Below are 23,895 nucleotides of genomic sequence, written 5' to 3'. Positions count from 1 at the left end.
TGCGGCGTCGGTGTTCAGATCAATCCTTCTTTGCTCGCGGCGTAGACGGCCTCCGCTCGGCTGCACACGCTGAGCTTGCGCTTGACGTTGCGGGTGTGGAACTTCACCGTCGTCTCGGAGATGTGGAGCTGCTCACCGATCTCCCGGTTGTTCATACCGCGTGCGAGCAGCTGCAGCACCCCTAGCTCTCGGGGTGTCAGCTCAGGCGTGTCGTCCTGGTTGCTGATCGAGTGCGCCATCGCAGCTGCGGACCGCGAGTCGAACGCGCTCTCGTCGCGCGCGACCGCGCGGATGGACCGGACCAACTCGGTGGTGTCGACATCTTTGACCACGTAACCTCTCGCCCCCCGCCGAAGTGCCTCGATCACGAGGTTGTCTTCGAGGAAGGTCGTGAACACGAGCACGCCGATGTTGGGACGTGCGCGGATGAGTTCTTCGCACAACCGCAAGCCTTCGGTGGAGTCGCCGTAGGAGAGCTTCAGGTCGAGCAGGACGACGGTGGGGGCGTACCGCGTCACGGATGCCAGCGCTTCCTCGGCGCTGGAAGCCTCGCACACCACCGCCAGATCCGTTTCTCGCTCCAGCACGGCGCGAAGCCCTTGCCGGACGATGGCGTGGTCGTCGACCAGCATGATCCCCACGGTCTCCTCCTGCGAGCCCCGGGGCGGTTCGTGCCGCTGTGCTGCCTCAATCATCGGAAACCCTCCATGCCGGGGAAAGCGGGACATCCAGGTGCACCAACACGCCGCCGAGCTCCGCGCGTCGAATGCTCAGCGTGCCGCCCATCTCCTCGGCTCGGTGCACCATGTTCGCCAAACCGCAGTGGTATCCGCTGTGCTCATTGCCGGCGGAAAGCAGGTCGCGCTGCAGAACATCCGGGTCGCCGGTTCCGTCGTCGCCGACCGACAGCAGGACCCGATCGGGCCGGTACCGGAGGACGACCACGGCTTGATCGGCGTGGGCGTGCATCGCCGTGTTGAACAGCGCCTCGCCGGTCAGTCGCAGCATCGAGTGCTCGATCGCGGGCGGCAGTGCGATCGCGTCGCCTTCCACGCGCACCGCGACCTCCAACTCGGTGGGCAGGTGCACGTGCGAGAGTCGTTCCAGCAGCACCGGTAGCGACCCCGGGACTTCGTCACTGGCGTTGTGCAGCGCGTAGATCGCCGATCGCAGCTGCGCGACGGCTTGCTGGGTGAGCTCCTTGGCCGGCTCCAGCCGTTGGGCAAGGGCCGGGGCAGGCGGCGGAAGGACCTCCAGCTCGGAACGGCAAACCTCGACGATCATTCCGGCGCTGAGCACGGCTTGCGTGACGCTGTCGTGCAGCTCCCTGGCGATGCGGTGGCGCTCTTCGTCGATCACTTGGCGTTGGATGGCCGCGGTCAGCTGTTGCTGAACGTGCTCCAGTTCCGCTTGCCGTTGAACGAGGTGTTCGGCTTGCCGGGACGCCTCTGCAGTGAGCTGGTCGGTGCGGCCCCGCAAGTGCGTCGCGGTCTGGAACAGATGCGAGTTGTACAGCGCCACCGCCGCTTGGTTGGCCAGCACGCGGATGATGGCCAGGTCCGTGTCGGCGAGCTGCACGTCCTCGCCCGCGAGCGCGACGATCCCGCCGACCGGTTCGTCGTCGAGCATCATCGGCGCGCGAACCAGTCCGTTGTTCAACGAGCAGGTGCCCAGTTCCCACGGGGAGGTGCGCACCATGGTCAAGTGATGGCGGATCGGCCGCGGCATGTCGTGCTGGTCGTCGATGAACGTCCCGTGGTGGTAGAGCAACTGGCTCGGCCGCATCCCGCTGAGCTGGCCGCCGGAGATCGCCAGCAGCAGCCACTGCGCCTGCAGGTGATCGGCCGCCGCGGTGACCACGGCTTCCACCAGCGCGCGCGGCCCTTCCGCGGACCGCACGAGTGCCTGCGAGATCTCGTCCAACGCGCGGACGGTGTGCGTCAGCCGTTCGTTCGAGCGCCGGTACTCCGGGTAGAACGAGTGCTTGCTCGAACGGACTCCGGTCAACTTCCCGAGCGCGGGCGATTCGGAGCGGTCCGGGTCGTGCATGGGGCCCTCACATGGCGGCGCGGAACAGCGCCACGGCCTGCTGCTGGTCCATGGTCCGGGGGTTGGTCGTCAAGCAAGCGTCCCGCATCGTCGTCCGGGCCAGGCTGGCGACGTTGTGCTCGCCGACTCCCAGCCCGCGCAGTCCTCGCGGCACGCCGAGCGAGTCGGCCAATTCGCGCACGCGGTCGGCGAGCAGCTCGGCGGCCTGGTCCGCCCGCACCCGGTCGATGTCGATCCCGGCTGCACGAGCCAGGGGCCCGTAGCGGACGGGGTCTTCCGCGGCGTTGAACCGGATGACGTGGGGCAGCAGGATGGCGTTGATCATTCCGTGCGGCGCGTCCAGGAGCCCTCCCACTTGGTGGCTCATCGCGTGGGTGGCGCCAAGGATCGCGTTGGTAAAGGCCATGCCGGCTTCCAAGGACCCTTGGGCCATCGCCGTTCGTGCCTGCATGTTCTGGGGATCGACGAGCGTGCGCAAGAGATTCTCGGTCACCAGGCTGACCGCGTGCAACGCGTGGTGATCGGTGAGCGGGTTGTGCGCACGGGAGACGTAGGACTCGACGGCGTGGGCAAGAGCGTCGAGGCCGGTGGCGGCGTTGAGCCACTCCGGCATCGTGGTCAGCAGAAGCGGGTCGACGATCGATATCTCGGGAACGAGGGTGCGGCTGATGATGGTCACCTTGGTCTCCTGGAAGGTGTCGGTGACCACGCAGAATTGGGAAACGTCGGCTCCCGTGCCGGAAGTCGAGGGCACCATCACAAGTGGTGGAATCGGCTTGACGACCTCGTCGACCCCTTCGTAATCGAGGATGTGGCCGCCGTTGCCGGACAGGATCGCGACGCCTTTGGCGGCGTCCACGCAGGAGCCACCCCCTACCGCGATGATCACGTCCGCACCGGAGTCGACGTACCGGTCGTATGCCGCCTGGACCTCGAAGTCCTTGGGATTGGGGGTCAGGTCGGACCACACAACGGGGTGCAGCCCGACCGACCTGAGCTGCTCGCACGCTCGATGCGCCCAGCCTGCCTCCACCACACCTGCGTCGGTCAGCAGGAATGGGTGCCGCGCTCCGAGGCGCCCCGCGCTGTGTCCGAGTTCCAACAGCGCGTTCTGGCCGAACACGATCTCGGGCGCATGAAACTTGGCGAGCTGTCCGCTCGCTGTCGTCGGCTCAGCCGGCACACGAGGTCCCGCCAGTTGCTCCGTCCCAGTCCAGTCGCCGTTGGAGCCTGGGCCCACGCCAACCCGGGGCATCAAGCGCTCGCGGTCTGGGACGGCTCGTCAGGTGAGGTCACTCGCACGAGCAGCTGCAGGTCGTAGTGCGTGGATCGGAGTACCTCGTTCGCCGCCGACAGTGTGCGTAGGCCGTCTTCGGAAAGCCCCCCGGCATCGGGGAAGTTCGGTTCCACCACGTAACGGTCCACAGCGGTTCTCCTCGGTGCACTAGCAGCGCTACGACAGTGACCTCGACAAGTCCCGACCGTAATCTGTCTCTCACGGGGACGTAACCTCCCCAGTCGATCGGGCCTGCACCTGTCCAACTGGGCAGGGACCGGAGCGCGGAACCGGAACTGCGGCGGTACGCGCCGTGGCTCATCTTGGGCACATCGAGAGTCGCAGCGCCGCTGCGAGTGCAGAAGTCATCCACAGTGGACACAGAGGTCGTCTGGGGCGGTCGGGGTGGTCGTTGTCGCACGTGGCGAGCTTCGTCCGCGGTCGCCACTTCGGTGGCGAGGTTTTCCGCGATTGAGCATGGAAATACCGGGCCGTCCCTGCATGTCGAAACCGCGGCAGCTGGCGTGAGCCCGGGGGTGCGTACTGATCGTCGGGAGAGGCTACGAGCGGCGATCGGTACTGATGACGAACGCCGGCCGGAGGTGGCCAGGGAGAGGCGTGCCGGTGAGCAGCCCATCGGTGAGCCAGTGGCACAGGTCGATCACGTCGGCCGATTCGTGCAACGGCCCCGCGACCACCACCTCGCCGCTCGCTCGGCGGGCGGCGTCGCACGGTTGCACGAGAACGAACGGCCCCGCCCCCGGCTGCGATGTCGTGCAGGCTGGGGTGCCGCTCGTCCGTGGCAGGAGTGCCAGCGGGCACCCACCGCTTCGGACCAGCACGCCGTGCTCGCATTCCCGGACGGCTAATCGGAGCGCTGCCAGCGGGTCGACACCCCCAGCCGGACAGGGATCAACCCCGCACGCCACCGCCGTGAATCCTTCCGTATGCCGCATGACGGAAGCTTATCGAAAATGGTTCTCATTCTCATCTCCCCTGCATCCGTGCCTGTGAAGTGCAGCGCGTGGGCTTGCGGTCGAGGTGTTGAGTTCGCCGTGCGACGGAGATGGCCACGTTCTTGGTCGTGCCGAACGGCGGGGCCCGCCAGATCATCGAGGGTGGTGGTCAGTGACGCCCGACCATGGGAGTGCGGTGGCGTGGAGGCCGGATGATGCGTCGGGGGTCCGTTTGTGGAGGGGCTTACGTGGGAGTGCGATGAGCGAGGAACACGCCGGGATCGAGGACAAGTTCGACGACGCCGAGTACCCGGCGTACACGATGGGGCGAGCGGCGGAGATGGTGGGTGCGACCCAGCCGTTCTTGCGTTCGCTGGAGGAATCGGGGTTGCTCGTCCCAGTGCGTTCCGGAGGCGGGCATCGGCGCTATTCGCGCGCGCAGCTGCGGCGGGCCGCGCGGGTGCGCGAGCTGGTGGATCAGGGCATGCCGGTGTGGGGAGCGTGCCGGATCATCGCCCTGGAAGACCAGCTGGCGCAGCTGCGCGCCACACCCGCGGACGGAGAAGGTTGACAACGCCCGCGCTTGCCGACATCACCATCCCATGCGCGGCCGGTTGTCTCGCGCTTGTGCTCGTCACCGGCCGCCAGTTGCCGAAAGGGCGGAGCAAAACCACCGGGTTCGGCCATTGGCCAACGCGTGGCGGATCGCCGTCATTGGTGAGGGCGCGGTCAGCTACATCAGTGCCGAGCGCCCGCGAGCCTGGATCTCGACGACATCAGCGCCGACTACACCGGCGGCCTTCTGACGGCTCGTCACATGCCTGATCCTTTTCGAACGTTCTCCGGGAACAAAGTAGGGCGTCCTCGCTGAGGTTCGCTGCGTCGGCCGGTCAAATGGCGTGTTCGGACGCGGTGTGGGTCCAGTGCCACTCGCCGGGTTCGGGAACGCGGTGCAGGATGAAACCGGCGGCGCGTAGTGTCGCGGCAGTGGGGCTGTCGTCCACCTGTGTGCGTGCTGATACCGCGGAGAGGCCGACGCGTTCGGCGTGGTCGACGAGCAGTCGTGCCAGCGCCGTACCGATGCCGCGCCGTTGCCAGTCGTCGCGGACGAGTAGGGCCACATCTCCTTGCTCGCCTTCGTACACGAGGTTTCCCCACGCGATGATGTCGTCGCCGTCGAAGACCGCTAGTGCCCGGCCGACTCCCGGGGTGAGCAGACGCAGGATCTCGTCTTGATCGGGAGGGCCTGCGCGGTGGCGGCGGTGTCGGGACGCCGGTGAACATGCTCGGTAGAAGGCGAGGAGGTGGGCGTAGTCGCTGCGGTCCACCACTCGCGTTGGAAGTTCCCGGCCGGAACGTGTGCCGATCACGTCGGCGTGGGCGGGCGTGCGTTCCCACGAGCGCGCCGCCAGATCCGCTAGGCGCTGGGCCCGGGCCTGCTCGGCCGGTGTGAATTCCCCGTTGCTGCGGTGCACCCGGAACATTCCTCCACCGGGCGCGGGCACGGCGATTGTGTGCTGGTCCTCCTGGATGCGGACGTTCGGTTCGCACCAGTCCACCGCGACCTCGCCGAGTAGCACGGCCAGTCCACGCCGCAGTTCGGTCCGCCCGGTGACCAGTCCCGTGGCGACACTCAATGCCCGCGTCGGTATGTCATCAAGCTCGTGCACCTCAGCGCGCGCCACACGGACGCTGGTTCCTCCGGCAACCCGCACGGCCCGCAGGAGGTCGCGACGACGTACCCCGGATGGGGCGTGCAAGAGAATCTCGTCCACCGCACCTTCGGTGGTGGGGTGCACTTGCACGGTGCGGATGTCGGCGCCGAGAGCGGCAAGTGCGGCAGCGACTTCGGCCAACTGGCCGGGCGCATCGACCACGCCGGTGCGCACGCGCCACAGCACCGGTTTTCGGTCGGGTTCCGCTTCGCGTACCTCCAGCGGCCGCTGCGTCTCCGACGCTGTTGCCGGGGCCGCCCCACCACTCGATGCGCCGTTGCGGCTCGCCGCGCCGACGGTCACTGCGGCCAGCGCTGACAACGCGGCGCCGATGAGCGCTGTTGCGGTCCCGCCACCGGCCGCCGCCCACACGAGTCCGGTCATCCAGACAAGCACGCCCACGAAAACGTAGCAGCCCCGGCCGTGCGCTCGTACCCAGCGCACAAAGCCTGTCTGTCGCATCCAGCGCATGCTCCGAGGATCGCCCCTCCCCGTTTCCCTGGTTTGAGCTCGGTGTTACACGCGAGTCACAACCTCCGTGCGGCTTACCGGAACGATCCGCAGGGACCGGCGAGAGCGGCGGGGACACGCGCCGCCTGGAAGGGTTGGCGGCTGACGGGGCCTGAGTGAAGGGCGGTTCTGTCGGCGGCAGAGTGGGACGAGTCGCTGCGCTCGGGATCGGCTTCCTACCGGGTTACTGGACGATCTTTCCACGACGAGGTTTTCGTCGCGCGAAAAGGCGATGATCGATCGACCGGTCATCATAAACGCCCCTTGTCGGCTATTCGTTATTTCCGCTTAGACGCCGGAATCGCGATCGTCCATAATTTATGCTGGTTGCAAGTTGAGGTTCGTCGCAAACCTCGGGCAGTTGAGGGCAGCGAAGTCCGAAGTGGACTCGGCGGTTCAGTGGGGCGGCGCCGATCGGTAACTTGGCCGGACTGCGAAAAGGGCGGTTCGGAATTGGAAGACGCTGCCCACCCCGTCGGCATTGGGCTTCACTCCCGGGCATCTGCTTGGCTGCGTCTCCGGCGAGCTGGGGTTGCGCGAGTTCCTGGAAGCCCAGGGACACGAGCTGGTCGTCACTTCCGACAAGGACGGTCCCGACTCCGTTTTCGAACGTGAGCTGCCCGGCGCGGAGGTCGTCATCTCCCAGCCGTTCTGGCCCGCTTACCTCACCGCCGAGCGGATCGCCAAGGCGCCGAAGCTGAAGCTGGCTCTGACAGCGGGAATCGGGTCGGATCACGTCGACTTGGATGCCGCGATCGGGGCCGGGGTCACGGTCGCCGAGGTGACCTACAGCAACAGCCTCAGCGTCGCCGAGCACGCGGTCATGCAAATTTTGACCTTGGTGCGCAACTTCCTGCCCGCCCACGAGTGGGTGGTCAACGGTGGCTGGAACATCGCTGATGCCGCCTCCAGATCGTACGACCTGGAGGGCATGAATGTGGGAGTGATCGGCGCCGGTCGCATCGGCCAGGCCGTGCTGCGGAGATTGGCCCCGTTCGGCGTGCGGTTGCACTACTTCTCCCCGATGCGACTGCCGACGGATGTGGAACACGAGCTCGGGACGGCCTTCCATCCCGATGCGGGCTCGCTCGCTAGGTCGGTCGATGTCGTTTCATTGCACGCGCCGTTGCATCCGCAGACGTACCACCTGTTCGACCGCGAGATGATCAACTCGATGCGCCGCGGCTCGTACATCGTCAACACCGCACGAGCCGAGATCACAGTTCGAGACGACGTGGTCGAGGCATTGGAAAGCGGTCAACTGGCCGGCTACGCAGGGGATGTCTGGTACCCCCAGCCACCGGAGACCGACCACCCGTGGCGCTCGATGCCGCACCAAGCGATGACGCCGCACGTGTCGGGCACGACGCTGTCGGCGCAGGCCCGCTACGCCGCGGGTACGCGGGAGGTCCTCGAGGACTTCCTCGCCGGGCGCCACATCCGGGAGGCGTACCTGATCGTCGAAGGCGGCGAACTGGCCGGTACAGGCGCGAAATCGTATACCGCCGGTGCGGGCGTCGAGGCCGGTCGCGGCGCGTAGTCGGCGTACGACTTCGGAGAAATGCCGGTCCGGTTATTGGCGTAGGCGGCTCGCGACTGCGGGCAGGGCGCTTCCGTGCCAGGAGCGAAGGACGGGAAAATGACCGATCTGACTGTGCTTCCCCACTACGACATGGAGGCCTGAATGGGGTTGACCAGCTCGACCTCCCAGGGCGAGTACCCCGAGCAGCAACCGGTGCTGACTCCGCTGACCGAGTCGGCGGTGTTCCTGGTTCTGACGATCGACGACGGTGGCGAGTCCGCCGTGCGGGACCTGCTCGCCGACCTGGCCGGTTTGCAGCGTGCGGTCGGGTTCCGCTACCCGGAAGGTGGCCTGGCCTGCGTCGCGGGCATCGGATCGGCGGCCTGGGACCGGTTGTTCGCCGGTCCCAGACCTGCCGAGCTGCACCGGTTGCCCGAGTTCGAAGGACCCCGGCACCGGGCGGTTTCGACTCCCGGCGACGTGCTGCTGCACATCCGCGCGCGGCAGCTGTTCCTGTGCTTCGAACTCGCCGCACAGGTAATGGCTCGGCTGCGCGGCTCGGCCACGGTGGTCGACGAGGTGCACGGGTTCAAGTACTGGGATCAACGCGACTTGCTCGGCTTCGTCGACGGCACTGAGAACCCGAGCGGTGGGGCGGCTCGAGCGGCGGTGACGGTCACCGCCGAGCAGGACCCCGCGTTCGAGGGATCGAGTTACGTCGTCGTGCAGAAGTACCTGCACGACACCGGCGCCTGGAATGCGTTGTCGACCGAGGAGCAGGAACGGGTGATCGGGCGTACGAAGCTCGACGACATCGAGCTTGACGATGCCGCGAAGCCCCCGAACTCGCACATCGCTGTCAACACGGTCAACGGTCCGGACGGCGAGGAACTGCAGATCGTGCGCGACAACATGCCCTTCGGACGAGTCGGATCGAGCGAGTTCGGCACCTACTTCATCGGGTACGCGAGCGACCCGGCGGTCATCGAAACGATGCTGGACAAAATGTTCGTCGGCTCCGGGCCCGGAACGCACGACCGAATCCTGGACTTCTCCACGGCGGTCACCGGGTCGTTGTTCGTCGTGCCGACCGCCGATTTCCTCGCTGATCAGCCTCCGGTGCCGGAAGCCCGGCCCACGAACGAAGCCGACACGTCGTTGACGATCGGGGGTGCTTGACCGGCGCAGGTGCGTGAGCCCGGAGATCGGCCGAGTGCTCGTCCGCCATGGGGCGGCGAACCTGGGCAACGCGGGTTCGAGCACCGGCGGGGACGGCGAGGTCTCCTGCGGCGTACTCCGGATGCGGAGGCGTGGTCCGCGGCGGACCTTTTCCGCGTGCGCGGCCACCTCGATGCGGAGGCATTAACATGCTCGGTGAGGTCGGCTTCGTGCTTGCGCTCGTCGGGGTCGTGGTGCTGGTCGGCAAGATCAGCGGACGGACGCAGCTGCCGGGCCGCGGTCCTGCTCACGGTGATCGGCCTCGTGTACGCCGCGCTACCGGGACCGAAGTTGCGGCTCGAGCCGGAAGTCGTGCTCGACGTGGTGCTGCCGCCGCTGCTCTACCACGCTGCGCTCAGCTCCAGCCTGTTGGCGGTGAGAAGCCGTCTCCGCGCTGTCATCAGCCTGTCGGTGCTGCTCGTGCTCGCAACGGCGTTCGCGGTGGGCGGGCTGGTGGCGTGGCTGGTGCCTGCGGTTCCGCTGGCCGCGGCGGTCGCGCTGGGAGCGGCGGTTGCGCCTCCGGACCCCGTCGCCTCGCTCGCGGTGGGACGGCGCGCGCGGCTGCCCGCGCGGTTGTCGACGTTGATCGAAGGCGAAGGTCTGCTCAACGACGCGACGGCGCTCACGGTGTACCAAGTCGCGGTAGCCGTCGCCGTCGGTGGTCAGTTCTCCTTCGGCGCTGCCACGGGCAGCTTCCTGCTGGCCGCACTGGGCGGACTGTCGGTCGGTGCGGCGGTGGCGTGGCTGGTGCGACTGTCCCGGCTGTTGCTCACCGACCCGCTGTCGGTCAACGTGATCTCGTTGGCGACACCCTTCGCCGCCTACGTCCTAGCTGAGCTGTGCCGGACGTCGGGGCTCCTTGCCGTGGTCGTGGCCGGTCTGGTCATCGGGCACCAGAACCCGCGGCTGCAGACCGGCGCTAGCCGCCGGCGGCACGGCGACCGAGCGTGCCCCGGGCGTCGCGCAAGAGTGCGCAGACCCGGTGCAGCAATGATTTCCGTTGATAGATTCGAGTTATCGGAGCATCGAAAGTAGCTTTTGGACGCACTGGTCGAGATGTGTTGCACTTCGTTTCAGCAGAAGTTGCCCGTGCTGAGCATTCGATCGTTTCAAGGGATTTTCGAACGCCCGCTGCGCCCGCTACGAACCGGTCGTGGGCGCCGGTATCGGAACGGGCGCAGCGGCAACGGGTCGTGGAGGCGTTTTACTCGACCCCGCTGCCCGAGCGACGAGGAGGTGTGCTGTGCCGTCGTGGCGAGTGCGCGATTTCCATGGTGATGACCTGGACCAGGCGATCCACATCTGGGATCAGAGCCGGGAAGGCACCGAACCGGTGTTCTCGGCTGCCGAGGTGGTCTCGATCGCGCAGGCCGGGCATCCGGCGATGGTCGCGGTCGTGCAGCAGGACGTCGTCGGCATGGCGGCGGCCAAGGTGGAGGGCGAGCGGGCGTGGCTGGCGCTGTTCGCCCTCGACGCGCGGTGGCGCAACCGGGGCATCGGCAGCGCGCTGCTGGCTGAACTCGAAAAGCGGCTGCGCGCGCACGGGGTGCATCGCATCGCCAGCTTGGTGCCCGAAGGAGCCGCCGGGTCCAAGGCGATGATCAACTCGGGCTACCGGCCGCGCACCGACCTGACCTACTTCGAAAAGGTGGAGGAGCTCGACCCAGCCGACTTCGACGTGCTGGAACACCTCGGCGGCGGCCTTCTCCCACCCGGCCGGTGGGACGCGCTGGCCGGGATGCGGCGGGAGAAGGACGTCATCGAACGCCGGGTCGTGCTGCCGATCGCCCATCCGGGACCGGCGGAACGGCACGGTGTGCTGCCCCCGAAAGCCATCGTCCTGTTCGGACCTCCGGGTACCGGCAAGACCAGCTTCGCCAAGGCGGTCGCTTCCCGGCTGAACTGGCCGTTTGTGGAATTGTTCCCGTCCCGCTTGGCCGCTTCCTCACCGGACGGGTTGGCGGCTTCGCTGCGGGAGATCTTCGCGCAGCTGGAGGAGCTCGACGACCTCGTCCTGTTCATCGACGAGGTCGAAGAGATCGCTGGTACGCGTTCTGGCCCGGCAGCGGGTCCGGCCCATGGGGTGACCAATGAGTTGCTCAAGCTCATCCCGGGTTTCCGCGAACACGACCACCGCCTGCTGGTCTGCGCCACGAACTCCGTGAGCTCGTTGGATCACGCTTTCCTGCGGCCCGGCAGGTTCGACTACATCATCCCGGTCGGGCCACCGGATCCTCCCGCGCGGCGAGCGATCTGGTCGCGCTATCTCGGACCGGCGCGGGACAACGTCGACCTGGATCTGCTGGTGCAACGAACGGAACTGTTCACACCGGCCGACATCGAGTTCGCCGCGCGCCAGGGCGCCCAAGCCGCGTTCGAGCGCGACGTGCTGGAACACAGCGGTGAACTCGCTGTCACCGCGGACTACCTGCAAGCGATCGCCGACGCCCGCCCGACGCTGAGCGCCGATGCCATCGCGACGTTTGAGCAGGATATCGACGCATATACCCGGCTGTAGGACGGCTGATCACGTGACGAAGTTGATCGTGCCGGTGATGGAAGAAATACGAACCTGCGCGGGTGGCATCTTCGGTTTTTCGGGCGCTGCTACTGGAAAAGTAGGCATCAATGGTGGGTGCAGGTGGCTGAAATGCGTTACCTTCGTTTGATCCTGGTGCTGGCCACGGGAGTGGCTCTCACGATTGCAATTGGCGCGCTGGTCCTACCGGGCGGGCAAGCGTCGGAATGGGTTCAGGTCGGATTGGGTGGCCTGTTCGTTGTGCTGATGTGGTTGAAACACCGTCTCGATCAGAAGGTGCGGGATCTGAAATCGCATCTGCAGGACGTCGTAGTGCGTTGTTCAGAAGGTGCCGCGCTACCGGCGCACCCTGGTCGTGACATTGGTCGGGTCGAGGTCGGGAGTCGTCATTAGGTCGGTGACATGCTGGCTTCGACGTGGTTCGCTCGCGACAGCTCGGTGTTGAATTATCGCGATCCGGCAACTGCGTGCTACGCCGAGTACCTTGCACGTGTGTGTGGACGCCGTAGATTGGGCAGCGTGGAGTCGCTGGAGCATTCGTCATCATGAGTCGCGCGGGCATTCAGTGCGTTGGCGGTGGCGTGACGGTGGCTGATGCGATGTTGCATGCACCCAAGGTGTGCGGTTCGGCGACGACGGTTGCTCAGGCGCGCGAGATTTTTGAAGACGACCACGTGCACGCGGTGCTGGTCGTCGACGGTGGTCGGCTGCTGGCTGTGGTGGAGCGGCCGGACATCAGCTCGATGTCTCCGCAGGTTCCGGCATGGTTGAGCGGGCGGTTGCAGGGGCGGGTCGTTCGTCCTGATGCTGATCTGGACGCTGCCTGGAGCGTGATGACTGCGGATCAGCGTCGGCGCCTGGCCGTCATCGATGATCAAGGCATGTTGCGTGGGTTGCTGTGTTTGAAACGCACGGGTCTCGGCTTCTGTTCCGATGCGGATGTCGAAGCACGTGCCAGCGAGCGTCGCGCGAATGCGACTGCCCTGCGGGCGGACCGGTAGTGCGCGCGTTTTCGCTGTGGTCGGGCCTGTTGTCTGCGCCGATCCGGTTCGTTGCGCGGTGCTAAATCACGACACTGGCGAGGGTGGCCGCGGTGGCGGACGCTAGCGCGGTGGCCCAGCCGTGTGGCCACAGTGGAGTGGAACCGAAGAAGGTGCTGACTCCCGGGGTCTGCACGGCGAGGGCCAAGGCTGCCGTGGACGCGAGTGCCGCGGCGGCTACGAGGGGGTTCGACCTCGTAGCGCCAAGGTTTGGCCGAGCTGTGCGCCGATCAGTGCCACCAGCGCGACTGTGGCGGCGTTTCGGGCGGTGCCGGTCGCGCGGCCCCGCGAACCACGCCGCGCTCGCCGCGGCCTCCCAAGGCTGAAGCCTCCGGACACCCTGGGGCGGTTCAAGCCTTGAACGGCTTTCGCGCTGTCGCGATGATTTCGGTGGCCTCCGCCAGTCTGTACGTGTGTCATGCGGTCCGATGACCGCAGCGCAACCCGCAACTACTACGTTCGGAGAGAAGCTGTTGTCCGACACCACATGCCACATGTCGATCTCGCTCGACGGCTTCGTCGCCGGACCCGAGCAGAGCCGAGACGATCCGCTGGGCAAGCGCGGCCACGAGCTGCACGGTTGGCACATCGGCGACCCGCGCGCGACTGAAGCCGACAAGACGGCCGACAGGTGGCTGATGCGCCCGCGCGGCGCCTATGTCATGGGCCGAAACATGTTCGGGCCGATCCGAGGTGAGTGGAACGAGACGTGGGACGGATGGTGGGGACCCGAGCCCCCTTATCACGCCCCGGTGTTCGTGCTCACTCACTACGCCCACGAACCGATCGAGATGGAGGGCGGGACCACCTTCCACTTCGTCACCGAGGGCTTCGACACCGCTCACGCGCAGGCGCTCGAAACCGCCGACGGCAAGGGTGTGGACATCGCCGGTGGCGCTTCGACGGTTCGACAGGCACTCAACGTCGGCGTGATCGATGAACTCACCCTCGACATCGCACCCGTCCTGCTCGGCAGCGGCGAGCGCTTGTTCGAGGGCGTCGAGACCTTCGGTTTCGAGCCCGTCGAGGTGCTCCACTCGCCGCTGACCACCCATATCCGCTACCGCAAACGCGACGACGCCGATTGAGCAGCAACTGGGCTTTCGCGCGTCACGATCGAGGAACGGCGGATTCCGATCATCGTCGCCACCCGGCGCTGATTTGATACGGGTCAGTCCAGCGGATGGCCGCAGCGATGCCGGTGGCCGCGCGGTGCGGGGGCGGGCGTCGCTGCGTGTCTCGCTGGAAACGGGGCACACCCGCAGCGACGCCTCAGCGGAATGTGCGCCGCAGCCAGCAGCTTCGGTATCCGTGGCCGCCGGCGACGTAATGAGCTTGCGGTTGTGCTGGGGCAGTTGCAGGAGACCGACGCCGGTGACATGCCGGTTGCGGTCAACGTCGGCAACCGGCTGGTGCTGCCGGTCTTGCACAGCGCCGTGCGCTTCCACCGCGGGCAGTCCTATCTTGAGCTGCGCGCCTCCGATCTTCCCGCCGAGTAGCCGGCATCCGTCCGAACAGGACTCAGGCGCGCCTGATCGCGGGGTGGTTGGTCACCGGCGCCGGTGGCGTGTAGCGTCCAGGGTGGTCGTTGTTTCTGGGTTCGTGTTTCGCGCATGCTCGCAGGATGTTGATGCGGGCGAGCTGCTGTCTTTGGTGTAGCTGGAGTTGAGCCGCCGTCTGAGATCCCCGGCCCGGGGCTGCCGCGCGGTGCGGTGTCCCGTGATTCCTCTAGCTCCCGAATGGAGACGTACATGACTCAGGGAACCGTGAAGTGGTTCAACTCGGAAAAGGGCTTCGGCTTCATCGCCCCGGACGAGGGCGGGCCGGACGTGTTCGTGCACTACTCGGCCATCGACGGCACGGGCTTCCGCACTCTCGAAGAGAACCAGCAGGTGAGCTTCGAGGTCAGCCAGGGCCCCAAGGGCGCCCAGGCGGACCTCGTCCGCGCCATTTGAGGTTGCGCTGTACCCTCCCCGGCTCGCGCGCTGCGCGGGCCGGGGAACGGTCCCGTCGGCACCGTTCCCGCATCCGCCTGCTGCGTGCGGTTGAGACGTGTCGATCGGAGTTACCGCAGCAACACAGGCGCCGCCGCGATGCCGCTGCCCCGCAGGGCGCGTGAGCAACCAGCTGGTCGCCACCTGTTGCACATCGGAACTTTTCTTTCCTAGTCGAGCCCAGGCCTGGTGCCACGGGCCGATACTCGGCTCGTCAACGCGCCCTGTGGCCTGCAGCAGCGACGCTTTCCGCGTCGGCGCCAGGCCGTGGGGACCTTCCACCATGCATTGGAGGCCCGGTGCGGGCCATCATCTCTCACCCGATCACGACCACGGTCACGTTCACAGTGGACGGTGACCTCGCCGGCCCGGAAATCACCCGGCGGGCCGAGCAGCTCTGGCCACATCTGCTGACCGCGCCATCGGCCACGCTCGTGGACCTGGCCGCGGCCGCCAGCGTCGATGCCGCTGGGGTCGACCTCTTCGCGTCCGCACGCACCTACGCAATCCACTGAGGACTCGCGCTTCGCCCCGTCAACGCGACGCCCTGCGTGCACAGCGTGCTGCACGCGGCCGCGGCGGACGCACTCTCAGCAAGCAACTCCTGCACGGAATGCCCCACAGCCACAGCCAGCCACAGCGACGCGGCGGGCTCCTCGACGCCTCGTTGCGGGGTCGGCACCGACTTACTCCCGTCGGCTCCACGCGCTCAGTGCGTGGCCCTCTGTCCTGAAAGGACTGACTCATGCCTCCTTCTTCCCCCGTTCACTCCAGCAACCGGACTCGGAACGGCCCCGCCGGCGTCGATCGGCGCAGCACGCCGCAGCGTCCCGGCGCATGCCCGCCCGCCGGACATGGATCCAGCACGCTGAGGCCCGTCGCTCCCGTCGCGTTCCTCGAACCTGACCGGCCCCGCAGCACCCCGAGCCCTCGTCATCACCGGCAGGCAGACCGGAGCGACGGCACCATGCACCGGCTGCGCACCCCGTTCACCACCGATGATGACCGTGATCGGTGATCGACGGCACCACGTTCATATCCTGGTGGCATGAGCGGAGCTCTGCCGACGCGCCCATGCTTCGATCAAGCCACGGTTGCGGGCCTGGGTTCGCCTGGCCAGCGCGATCGGGTTCGCCGCCTCCTGGGCCGTGCTCATCGTCCTGGTCCCAGCGGGCGGTCCACCGACAACGGTCGCGGCGGCGGTGTCACCCAACTGGGTGAAAGGACCGAGTGCTCCTGGTCGTAGCGGTCATTTGCGGCACCATGGGGCGCTCAACGCGCGGAGAGGAGAAGCGTCATGAGCGCACCCGCTGAGCACCCGCTTGAGACGCTGTACCACGCCCGCGATGCGCTTGAAGCGGCCGTCAATGCCGTACGCGAGCAGACAACCGCCCAGGTCAGCGACGAGCTGTGCTGCTACGCGGCAGTGGACACCTCGATCCTGTACGAGTTCCGGCACCTCGTGAGCGTGCTGATGACCAAGCTCGACACCAGCCGCCCGGCGGTGTATGCGGCACACGGCGAGATGCACGAGATCATCAACATGTTTGATCAGGTGATCGGGTATATCGAACGGCACCAGCCGACCATCGCCGCTCTACGCAAGACCGACGAAGCCAGGTGGCTCTCCCCGAAGGCCGGGCTACCGCTGTAGAGACATCCTCGCCGCCGGGGTCTGCTGCGTGTAGCGGACGGGGAGCTCGTTGACCCCGTTCAGCCAACCGGAGCGGGAGCCGCTTGGCCTCACGGGCACGGCGGAGGTCCGGGCCCGTGTCGGCGACGGCTTCGAAGAAGACGCATTGCTGCGCATTCGGCTGGCCGGGCGCACGGCTGAGCTCATCCAACAAGAAGTTCAGCGATGATGGGCCTCCCTAGGCGTTGTATTTGGTCCATTTGCTGGCAGTGCGAAATCCGCCAGGTTCCGCAAAGTACTTTGATGGGTTTGTCGTCAGCGCTCCGATGCGATGAATTCGTCGACCAGCGCGGTTGCCTCGCTGGCGGTCCCGATCAAGGCTGCGTGCATCATGCGCACCTGGAGGTCCTGTCTGATCATGTAATCGAGGAAGGCCGCTTCCCGTGGTGGCCCTGCGTCTTTGAGTCGTCTGATGTCTTCGGCGTACTCGACGGTCCGCGGGTACGCGATCCGCAGGAGTTCGTGCAAGAGCGGCATGGGCGTGTGGCCAACGAGCCAGCCTCGGGTACGGGTCCTCCAGTCGGGTTCGAAGCTGATTTTCATTCGTCGGGCGGCGGCTCGGTACCTGGGTGCGTTGAATTCCTCCAGCTTCGCGTAGCCGACCCAGAACGGTCCCGAGTCGCATCCTCCGGCGCGGGCCGCGAGCAGGGTCATCGCGCTGCGGGCGAACTCTCGGTTGGCCAATTCGAGGCGGAACCCGTCGGCGAAGTCCGCGAACTTCATCTTCTTGCCTCCGATCGTGGTGTGCCCGGTCAGCCTGCGTCGATGACTTCGCGCGCGGCTCGGATGCCTGATTGCAATGCACCTTCGAAGTAGCCGATGTGTTCGGTGGCGGTTTCGGTGCCGGCCCAGTGGATCCGCCCGACGGGTTCACGGATGGTGTCGCCGTAGCCGGTCACGATGCCGGGTGGCATGTGGGCGCCGTAGCCGCCCTCGGCCCACTCGTCCCGGATCCAGTCGTAATCGACGTACTCGATCGGAGACGCGGCGTCTTCGCCGAAGTAGTGGACGAGGTCCTCGATGACGGCTTCGCGACGCTCGTCGACGCTCAGCTGGCTGTACTGCACTGCATGCTCGCCCTCGATGAGACCGACGAGAACCCCGACGCTCTCGTTCTGGAGCGTCTGGTCGAAGACGAGCGCCAGGGCGCGGTCGGTGCTCATGGCCGCGCCGCTCAACCCGCGGTGGCGCCAGAAGGGTGTCGGGTAGGCGATGTGCATCTTGATCACCAACCCCATCGGCATGCGTTGTTGCAGTCCGGCCCGCCGTACCGGCAGTGCGGGGCTGAAGGTGATGCGGTTGGTGACCGATGGCGGGGTAAAGTCGATTGCGGGTTTGCGCCTCGATGGTCCGCTCCAGCTCGCGAACCCTAGGCTCGAGCTCGCACTTTCCGCACCGTTCCGCCGGCACGCCGGGAAGTCCATCGGAATCCACTTAGGACTGCGTGCGCCAGGGCCTGCGCGGCCGCACGCAACAGGGGGGCTGGGTCCGTACGGAGCCACACTGCGCCTCGGTGGCGGCGCATCGGCTCCTGTTGGGAGCGCGAGAACTGCGACGGCCGCGTTGTCGGTCCAGCAACGATGCTTGGCGGCTGCGTGTGCCAGCAGTTATGCAGCGTGCCAGGACTCGGAGGCGGCACTTGCCGTAGCAGGATGTCGGCTCGTTGGGAGAGGTTGTGGATGCGGCTGGCTTTGGCGCAGGTCGATACGGCGCTTGGTGATGTCGAGGCGAATTCCGGTGCTGCCGAGGCGGTCGTGCGGCAGGCGGCCGAGCGCGAGGTCGAACTCGTGGTCTTCCCGGAGCTGAGCTTGCACGGTTACGCACTCGGGAAACTGCCCGATGACCGGTCGATCGCGGTGACCGATGATCGGGTTGCGCGGTTGTCGCGCTTCGGGCCGGACGTGCTCGTCGGCCTGCACGAGGACGGCCGTCTGCGGCGGTACAACTCGGCGACCTACTGCGCTGATGGCCACGTTCTGCACACCCATCGCAAGCTCTACTTGCCGAACTACTTGAGCTGGGAAGAGCGCAAGCACGCCAGCCCTGGGACGGCGCTGCGCGCCTACGAGACGCCGCACGCACGGATGGCGACGTTGGTCTGCAACGACGCCTGGCAGCCCGTATTGCCCTGGCTGGCCGCCCAAGACGGTGCGGAAGTGCTGTTGGTGCCGGCCAACAGCGCCTCCGGTGTGGCGCCCGGTGCCGTCGACACCGAGTCGTATTGGCGCGACTTGCTGCTGTTCATCGCGCGAATGCAGCAGTGCTGGGTGGTGTTCGTCAACAGGGTCGGTGACGAGGCAGGTGTTTCGTTCTGGGGCGGATCGAGGGTGCTCGATCCGTGGGGCGAGGTGGTCGCCGAGGCACCCCGCTGGGATTCCGCGCTGACCGTTGTCGACATCGAGGTGCAGGCGGCGCGGAGGCGGCGCCGAGAGATGCCGTTGTTGCAGGAGTCCCGGTTCGGCTTGGTGTCGCGGGAGGTCAACAGGTTGCTGGAGGAAGGCGCGGATTGATCGCCGTATTGCCGGGCGAGCAACGAGCGTTGTCAACGACCGGGTCGGGTCCCACAGTGGTCGGCGTGTTCGACCTCCATGTGCATGCCGCACCGGACGTGACGCCGCGCCGGGCCGATGACCGGGGCGTGGTGGCCGCTTACGCGGCTGCGCGATTCACCGGTTGCGTCCTCAAAGGACACTACGAGTCTACGGTCGGGCGCGCGGTCGCAGCGGGCCGCGGGCAGCCGGTGCGCGTGTACGGCGGCATCGCGCTCAACCAGCACGTCGGTGGCGTCAATCCCGCTGCAGTGGCGGCATACCTGGACGCAGGTGGCCGCTTCGTGTGGATGCCGACGGCCGATGCGCACACCCAGCGGTCGGCGAGATTGCCCAGCCTGTGCGGTACCCGTCCGGAGCTGTCGGGCCATAGCTACGCGCTCCCGCCGGTGGATCCGTCCACCGCCGACGACGCGCGGGCGATCTGCCGGCTGATCGCGGAAGCCGACGCGGTGCTGGCGACCGGCCACATCAGCGGGGACGAGGCGGCCTGGCTGGTTCCCACGGCCCGGCAGCAGGGGGTGCGCAGGATCCTGCTGACCCATCCGAGCTACACCGTGCCCGCCATGACGGCGTCGCAAGCGACGGCCCTGATCGCGCACGGGGCGCTCGCCGAGATCACGACGTTCCAGCTGCTGCACCAGACCGGGTGCACTCCGGAAATGCTGGCGGCGTTCGCCGACGAGGTCGGGCTGGCCAACGTGGTGCTGTCCTCGGACGCCGGCCAGCAGGACTCGCCGAATCCGCCCGAGGCATTGGAACTGCTCGTCGACGTGCTCACCGGGCAGGGCCTCGACCGCGGCGCGCTGCGTGCCTGCGCGGGCGAGCGGCCTGACGCACTGGTGAGCCGCTAGCACCATCGGCAGCTGACTTCCGCGCGCAGCCCGAGACCTCGCCACCTCACCGGAATCATCGAGATCGCTCCGCAACGGCGCACGCGGGGCGTCGAACCCGGCGTGGTGCTCGACGAGGTTCGTCCAGCGGCGCGACCGCGGGAAGGAATGGGCGGGAACCGCCTATCGGCTCCGGCCGGACGTCTGCTCCGGACATTTCACTCCGAACTGGTGCGTGCGGCATGCCGATCAGCGAGGAGCTTGCCGTTGCTCGGGTAGCAACGATGGTTGCCCGCGCCACGTGCGGCTTCCACTATTCCGGCCATGAATCAGGAAAGCTCGTCCAGCGTTCACCGCGCGGCGGCCATCCTGGGGGTCTTGGGCTCGGTGGACGCTGCCGAACGGGGCAGCCTCGGAGTGGTCGAGATCGCCCGCCGCGTGCGGAGGGAGAAGACCCAGATCTCCCGTGCGCTGCGGGTGCTCGAAGAGACCGGGATGGTCGCCCGCGATCCCGAGACGCTCGGCTACCGGCTGGGCTGGCGGATGTTCACGATGGCCGCCCACGTCGGCCAGCAGCGGTTGTTGGCCGAGGCGCCGCCGGTGCTGCGCAGCGTCGTGTCGGTGACCAAGGAACGTGCGCACTTGACCGTGCTCGACGGCGACGGTGCGCTGACCGTGATGTCGGAGAGCCCGATGCGCGCCGTGCAGACGGCGGGCTGGGTGGGCCGGGTGACTCCGCTGCACACCACCTCGTCCGGCCGGGCGCTGCTGTTCGACCACGACGATGACGAGATCAGGGACCTGCTCGACGACGCCGTGTTCGACCGGGCGGGCCCACGCGCCCCGCAGGACGCCGAGGATGTGATCTCCCGCGTGCGCGAGGCCCGCGCCCGCGGCTACGCCCTGGTGCACGAGGAGTTCGAAGAATGCCTCGTCGCCGCGGCCGCACCCGTGCGCGATTTCCGCAACCGCGTGATCGCAGCGCTGAACGTTTCCGCGCCGAAGTTCCGCGTCCGGGCCGTCGCGTCCGTCAACGCCATTGCCGACGGCGCCCGTTCCACCCGCGCCATGCACGACGAGCGGACGTGGAACAGCCTGCTGGAGCGGGTCATGGCCGATCGCGCACGTCGCACCGAACTCGGCCGTTCCGAGATCACTTCACCGTGGGACATCGTACGGCTTGACCTGGACGACAACACCGACGGCTACGTCGGCACGGAGCTCTACCGCGCCCCCGGCTTCGGTTCCGGCGTCACCCTGGAATCCGCCGACATGCTCCTGCGGTTCTCCCCCGAAGCGGTGGCGCACCGCATCGCCCCGCGCCCGCTGCTGGTGGTCCACGGCAGTACCAACGAACTGCACAAGCCCGAAGAGGCCCGCTCCCTCTACGCACATGCGGCTGAGCCCAAGCGGCTGGAACTCATCGACGACGCCGGACACACCGAGTTCATGTTCGACGAGCACCCGACCTTCTGCGGTCTCGTCGACCGGCTCGACGACTTCTTCGACGACGCGCTCGACCGCGCGCCGGTGGGCTAGGCGAGCACCCGCGGCATGGGATTCCTCGAATATCTCGCCGGAAACTGGACGGAGGTCCTCGGGGCGACGACCGCGCACGCTGTGCTCGTCCTCGAAGGGCTCGGCCTGGCGGTGCTGATCGGAGTGCCGGTGGCGGTAGTGGTCTACCGCACCGACGCCCTGCGCGCCGCGGTGCTCGGCGCCACCGCGCTGCTGCTGACGATCCCCTCGTACGCGTTGTTCGGCCTGCTCATCGCACCGCTGGGGCTAGGCAACGCGCCGTCGATTGTCGCGCTCACCATGTACGCGCTGTTGCCGGTGGTGCGCAACACGATCGTCGGCCTGCGCGAAGTCGATCCGGCGTTGGTCGAATCCGCCACCGGCATGGGGATGGGCCGCCTTCGACGGTTGCTCGGCGTGGAATTGCCGCTCGCGTGGCCGGTAGTGCTCACCGGGATGCGGGTGGCCGCCCAGTTGCTGCTGGGCATCGCCGCGATCGCCGCGGCGGTCAACGGACCCGGTCTGGGGAACCTGATCCTTGACGGGTTGGCCAAAGCGGGCACGCCGTTCGCGATCTACCTGACCGTGGAGGGCGTGGCCGCCATCGTGTTGCTGGCCGTGCTTTTCGACTCGCTGTTCGCCGTGCTGAACCGACTCACCACGTTGATGGGGTTGTAATGTCCGAGGCCATCCACGGATCGGGCGGCGAGGCCATGATCCGCCTCGACCGGCTCACCAAGTCCTACCCCGGCCGCCCGGAACCTGCCGTGCACGAGTTGACCCTCGACGTGCCCGCCGGTCGGATCGTGGCATTCGTCGGCCCCTCCGGGTGCGGCAAGACCACGACGATGAAGCTGATCAACCGATTGATCGAACCGACCGCGGGCCGGATCCACCTCGGTGGCACCGACGTCACCGAGGTGCGAGCGGACCGGTTGCGCCGCAAGATCGGCTACACCATCCAGCAGACCGGCTTGTTCCCGCACCGCACCGTCGCGAGCAACATCGCCACCGTCCCTCGCATGCTCGGCTGGGATGCGGGGTCCATCGCCGAACGTGTCGATGAATTGCTGAATCTCGTCGGGCTCGACCCGCAGCACTACCGCGGCCGGTACCCGAAGCAGTTGTCCGGCGGCCAGCAGCAACGGGTCGGGGTGGCCCGATCGCTCGGGGCCGACCCCGCAGTGATGCTGATGGACGAACCGTTCGGTGCGATCGACCCGCTGAACCGGGAGGCGCTGCAGAACGAGTTGCTGCGCATCCAAGCCCAGCTGCGCAAGACGATCGTGTTCGTCACCCACGACATCGACGAGGCGATCAAGATGGGAGATCGGATCGCGATCTTCCGCGACGGCGGCCGCATCGCCCAGTACGACGTCCCGGAACGCATCCTCGGCGAGCCCGCCGACGACTTCGTGCGGGAGTTCCTGGGTTCGGGGACCGCGGTCAAGCGGCTCTCGCTGACCCGGCTCGCCGACCTCGACATCCCGCGGTGGCCGACGGTCGATGACTCCGCCGAGGACGCCGAACGCGTCGCCGTCGCCACCCGAACCGACGAGGAATTCCTTCTGCTGCTGGATTCCGAACGCCGCCCGTTGGGCTGGCAACCTCGCAACCGGCCCGACGACCGGGACGCTGCTGTCCCGTTGATCTCGCCGCTGGGTCCGAGGCACACGTTGTTCGAGGCGTTGGACCAGATGTTGTCCGTCAATTCCTCGGCTTCCGTCGTCGTCGACGAACAAGGCCGTTCCCGCGGCGTCCTGCGCTCGACTCCATCCGGGAGCTGAGCAACGTCCAACGCCCCGGCCGACCGGACCTGCTGGAGGTGTCCTCGTGAGCGCGCTCGCGCAAGACACCGGCGGATCGGCGACGGTCGCGGCGCGTTCCGTCCGGTACGCGGTCACGCCGCTGGTCCTGGCCGCTGTGCTGCTCGCACTGTACGGCTACATCTCGGTCCAGCCGTTGGATTTGATCGAACAGCGCAGTCTGAACGTCGAGTACCTGCTCAGCCGCACCGCAAAGCACTTGGTGCTGACGGCGATCGTTACGACGCTGATCTTGTCGGTGGCCATCCCGGTGGGGGTGCTGTTGACCCGTTCTTGGGCGGGCAGGATCTCGGCGCCGCTGCTGGCGGCCGCGAACATCGGCCAAGCCGTGCCTTCCCTGGGACTGATAGCGTCCATTCGTTCCGCACGTTCGTGCTCGTACGAATCAGAACGGCCCCAGTAGCCGGTTTCCCGCCGCCTGCGGGTCCGTGCTGGTGATGAAGTCGGTAACCCGGACCAGAGCTTCCTCGTAGGTCATCTGGACCGTTCCCGCTTTGGCGGACAGCCGAGAGTAGTGATCGACTGTCTGTGAAAGAGGTGGATGATGGCGGCGTCGCGCCGGAGGTACACTGCCGAGTATCGCAATCACGCGGTAGAGTTGGTCCGTGAATCGGGTAAGCCGATTGCGGAAGTAGCACGCGATCTCGGAATTAACGA

At 67.2% G+C, this 23,895-nt stretch carries 27 protein-coding genes; 20 read left to right on the top strand and 7 right to left on the bottom strand.

What is annotated here, in order from left to right; all coding sequences use genetic code 11:
* Positions 1 to 14: 14 nt before the first annotated feature.
* The 4 genes from INP57_RS25070 to INP57_RS25055 are packed head-to-tail and all read right to left on the bottom strand — an operon-like array spanning position 15 to position 3,474.
* Positions 15 to 695, bottom strand: a complete 681-nt coding sequence (locus INP57_RS25070) for a MadR family response regulator transcription factor (RefSeq protein WP_200072807.1) — start codon at positions 693 to 695, stop codon at positions 15 to 17.
* Positions 688 to 2,049, bottom strand: coding sequence for a MadS family sensor histidine kinase (locus INP57_RS25065; protein ID WP_200072806.1), 1,362 nt, complete (start codon positions 2,047 to 2,049; stop codon positions 688 to 690). The genes INP57_RS25070 and INP57_RS25065 overlap by 8 nt, the downstream gene beginning before the upstream one ends.
* A gap of 7 nt (positions 2,050 to 2,056) precedes the next feature.
* Entirely contained in the window at positions 2,057 to 3,304 is a 1,248-nt protein-coding gene (locus tag INP57_RS25060; protein WP_200072805.1) for an iron-containing alcohol dehydrogenase, read from the bottom strand.
* On the bottom strand, positions 3,304 to 3,474 hold the full coding sequence (locus INP57_RS25055) for a hypothetical protein (protein ID WP_200072804.1): 171 nt from the start codon (positions 3,472 to 3,474) through the stop codon (positions 3,304 to 3,306). Before INP57_RS25055 ends, INP57_RS25060 begins: the two co-directional genes overlap by 1 nt.
* 1,066 nt (positions 3,475 to 4,540) lie before the next feature.
* Here INP57_RS25055 and INP57_RS25050 point away from each other — a divergent pair.
* Positions 4,541 to 4,852: a helix-turn-helix domain-containing protein gene (locus INP57_RS25050; RefSeq protein ID WP_200072803.1), complete on the top strand. Its 312-nt coding sequence runs from the start codon at positions 4,541 to 4,543 to the stop codon at positions 4,850 to 4,852.
* A 319-nt stretch (positions 4,853 to 5,171) separates the two neighbouring features.
* On the opposite strand, the gene INP57_RS25045 is transcribed toward INP57_RS25050, so the two are convergent.
* Entirely contained in the window at positions 5,172 to 6,467 is a 1,296-nt protein-coding gene (locus INP57_RS25045) for a GNAT family N-acetyltransferase (protein ID WP_200072802.1), read from the bottom strand.
* 502 nt (positions 6,468 to 6,969) lie between these two features.
* On the opposite strand from INP57_RS25045, the gene INP57_RS25040 reads away from it, so the two are divergent.
* The 12 genes from INP57_RS25040 to INP57_RS24985 all read left to right on the top strand — a co-directional run bounded on the left by INP57_RS25040 (position 6,970) and on the right by INP57_RS24985 (position 16,681).
* Positions 6,970 to 8,046 carry an NAD-dependent formate dehydrogenase gene (locus INP57_RS25040; RefSeq protein ID WP_200072917.1) on the top strand — a complete coding sequence of 359 codons (1,077 nt, stop codon included), beginning with the start codon at positions 6,970 to 6,972 and terminating at the stop codon, positions 8,044 to 8,046.
* A 144-nt stretch (positions 8,047 to 8,190) separates the two neighbouring features.
* Positions 8,191 to 9,207 (top strand): Dyp-type peroxidase, encoded by a 1,017-nt coding sequence (locus tag INP57_RS25035; protein WP_200072801.1) that lies wholly within the window; start codon positions 8,191 to 8,193, stop codon positions 9,205 to 9,207.
* Positions 9,208 to 9,498: 291 nt separating this feature from the next.
* A complete protein-coding gene (locus tag INP57_RS25030) occupies positions 9,499 to 10,281 on the top strand; it encodes a cation:proton antiporter domain-containing protein (RefSeq protein WP_200072800.1) in 783 nt (260 codons plus the stop codon).
* A 208-nt stretch (positions 10,282 to 10,489) separates the two neighbouring features.
* The gene (locus INP57_RS25025) at positions 10,490 to 11,764 is read left to right on the top strand and encodes an ATP-binding protein (RefSeq protein ID WP_200072799.1); all 1,275 of its coding nucleotides are present in this window, start codon (positions 10,490 to 10,492) and stop codon (positions 11,762 to 11,764) included.
* A 123-nt stretch (positions 11,765 to 11,887) separates the two neighbouring features.
* Positions 11,888 to 12,178 carry a hypothetical protein gene (locus INP57_RS25020; RefSeq protein ID WP_200072798.1) on the top strand — a complete coding sequence of 97 codons (291 nt, stop codon included), beginning with the start codon at positions 11,888 to 11,890 and terminating at the stop codon, positions 12,176 to 12,178.
* A 152-nt stretch (positions 12,179 to 12,330) separates the two neighbouring features.
* Complete coding sequence (locus tag INP57_RS25015; RefSeq protein ID WP_200072797.1) at positions 12,331 to 12,786, top strand: CBS domain-containing protein; 456 nt, start codon at positions 12,331 to 12,333, stop codon at positions 12,784 to 12,786.
* A 533-nt stretch (positions 12,787 to 13,319) separates the two neighbouring features.
* Positions 13,320 to 13,913, top strand: coding sequence for a dihydrofolate reductase family protein (locus INP57_RS25010; RefSeq protein WP_200072916.1), 594 nt, complete (start codon positions 13,320 to 13,322; stop codon positions 13,911 to 13,913).
* A 255-nt stretch (positions 13,914 to 14,168) separates the two neighbouring features.
* Positions 14,169 to 14,324, top strand: a complete 156-nt coding sequence (locus INP57_RS25005; RefSeq protein ID WP_200072796.1) for a hypothetical protein — start codon at positions 14,169 to 14,171, stop codon at positions 14,322 to 14,324.
* Between the two features lie 252 nt (positions 14,325 to 14,576).
* On the top strand, positions 14,577 to 14,780 hold the full coding sequence (locus tag INP57_RS25000) for a cold-shock protein (RefSeq protein ID WP_200072795.1): 204 nt from the start codon (positions 14,577 to 14,579) through the stop codon (positions 14,778 to 14,780).
* Between the two features lie 338 nt (positions 14,781 to 15,118).
* The gene (locus INP57_RS24995) at positions 15,119 to 15,334 is read left to right on the top strand and encodes a hypothetical protein (protein ID WP_200072794.1); all 216 of its coding nucleotides are present in this window, start codon (positions 15,119 to 15,121) and stop codon (positions 15,332 to 15,334) included.
* A gap of 782 nt (positions 15,335 to 16,116) precedes the next feature.
* Positions 16,117 to 16,473: a hypothetical protein gene (locus INP57_RS24990; RefSeq protein ID WP_200072793.1), complete on the top strand. Its 357-nt coding sequence runs from the start codon at positions 16,117 to 16,119 to the stop codon at positions 16,471 to 16,473.
* Positions 16,474 to 16,522: 49 nt separating this feature from the next.
* Positions 16,523 to 16,681 (top strand): hypothetical protein, encoded by a 159-nt coding sequence (locus tag INP57_RS24985; RefSeq protein ID WP_200072792.1) that lies wholly within the window; start codon positions 16,523 to 16,525, stop codon positions 16,679 to 16,681.
* Positions 16,682 to 16,767: 86 nt separating this feature from the next.
* Here the strand turns inward: INP57_RS24985 and INP57_RS24980 are convergent, their stop codons facing one another.
* On the bottom strand, positions 16,768 to 17,235 hold the full coding sequence (locus tag INP57_RS24980; protein ID WP_200072791.1) for a hypothetical protein: 468 nt from the start codon (positions 17,233 to 17,235) through the stop codon (positions 16,768 to 16,770).
* A 29-nt stretch (positions 17,236 to 17,264) separates the two neighbouring features.
* Positions 17,265 to 17,936 carry a flavin monoamine oxidase family protein gene (locus INP57_RS24975; RefSeq protein ID WP_200072790.1) on the bottom strand — a complete coding sequence of 224 codons (672 nt, stop codon included), beginning with the start codon at positions 17,934 to 17,936 and terminating at the stop codon, positions 17,265 to 17,267.
* 255 nt (positions 17,937 to 18,191) lie between these two features.
* Between INP57_RS24975 and INP57_RS24970 the strand changes: the two genes are divergently transcribed.
* The 7 genes from INP57_RS24970 to INP57_RS24940 all read left to right on the top strand — a co-directional run.
* Complete coding sequence (locus tag INP57_RS24970; RefSeq protein WP_200072915.1) at positions 18,192 to 19,022, top strand: nitrilase-related carbon-nitrogen hydrolase; 831 nt, start codon at positions 18,192 to 18,194, stop codon at positions 19,020 to 19,022.
* 65 nt (positions 19,023 to 19,087) lie between these two features.
* Complete coding sequence (locus tag INP57_RS24965; RefSeq protein ID WP_200072789.1) at positions 19,088 to 19,915, top strand: DUF6282 family protein; 828 nt, start codon at positions 19,088 to 19,090, stop codon at positions 19,913 to 19,915.
* Positions 19,916 to 20,218: 303 nt separating this feature from the next.
* A complete protein-coding gene (locus tag INP57_RS24960) occupies positions 20,219 to 21,433 on the top strand; it encodes an IclR family transcriptional regulator domain-containing protein (RefSeq protein WP_200072788.1) in 1,215 nt (404 codons plus the stop codon).
* A gap of 15 nt (positions 21,434 to 21,448) precedes the next feature.
* Complete coding sequence (locus INP57_RS24955) at positions 21,449 to 22,090, top strand: ABC transporter permease (RefSeq protein ID WP_200072787.1); 642 nt, start codon at positions 21,449 to 21,451, stop codon at positions 22,088 to 22,090.
* On the top strand, positions 22,090 to 23,199 hold the full coding sequence (locus INP57_RS24950) for an ABC transporter ATP-binding protein (RefSeq protein ID WP_233628254.1): 1,110 nt from the start codon (positions 22,090 to 22,092) through the stop codon (positions 23,197 to 23,199). Before INP57_RS24955 ends, INP57_RS24950 begins: the two co-directional genes overlap by 1 nt.
* Positions 23,200 to 23,245: 46 nt before the next feature.
* Positions 23,246 to 23,641, top strand: a complete 396-nt coding sequence (locus INP57_RS24945) for a hypothetical protein (RefSeq protein WP_200072786.1) — start codon at positions 23,246 to 23,248, stop codon at positions 23,639 to 23,641.
* A gap of 141 nt (positions 23,642 to 23,782) precedes the next feature.
* A partial coding sequence (locus INP57_RS24940; protein WP_200072785.1) for a transposase occupies positions 23,783 to 23,895 on the top strand: 113 nt, incomplete at its 3' end.

It is taken from the genome of Saccharopolyspora galaxeae (genome assembly GCF_016526145.1).
GTDB lineage: Bacteria > Actinomycetota > Actinomycetes > Mycobacteriales > Pseudonocardiaceae > Saccharopolyspora_C > Saccharopolyspora_C galaxeae.
This window is presented reverse-complemented; position numbering and strand designations above follow the sequence as displayed.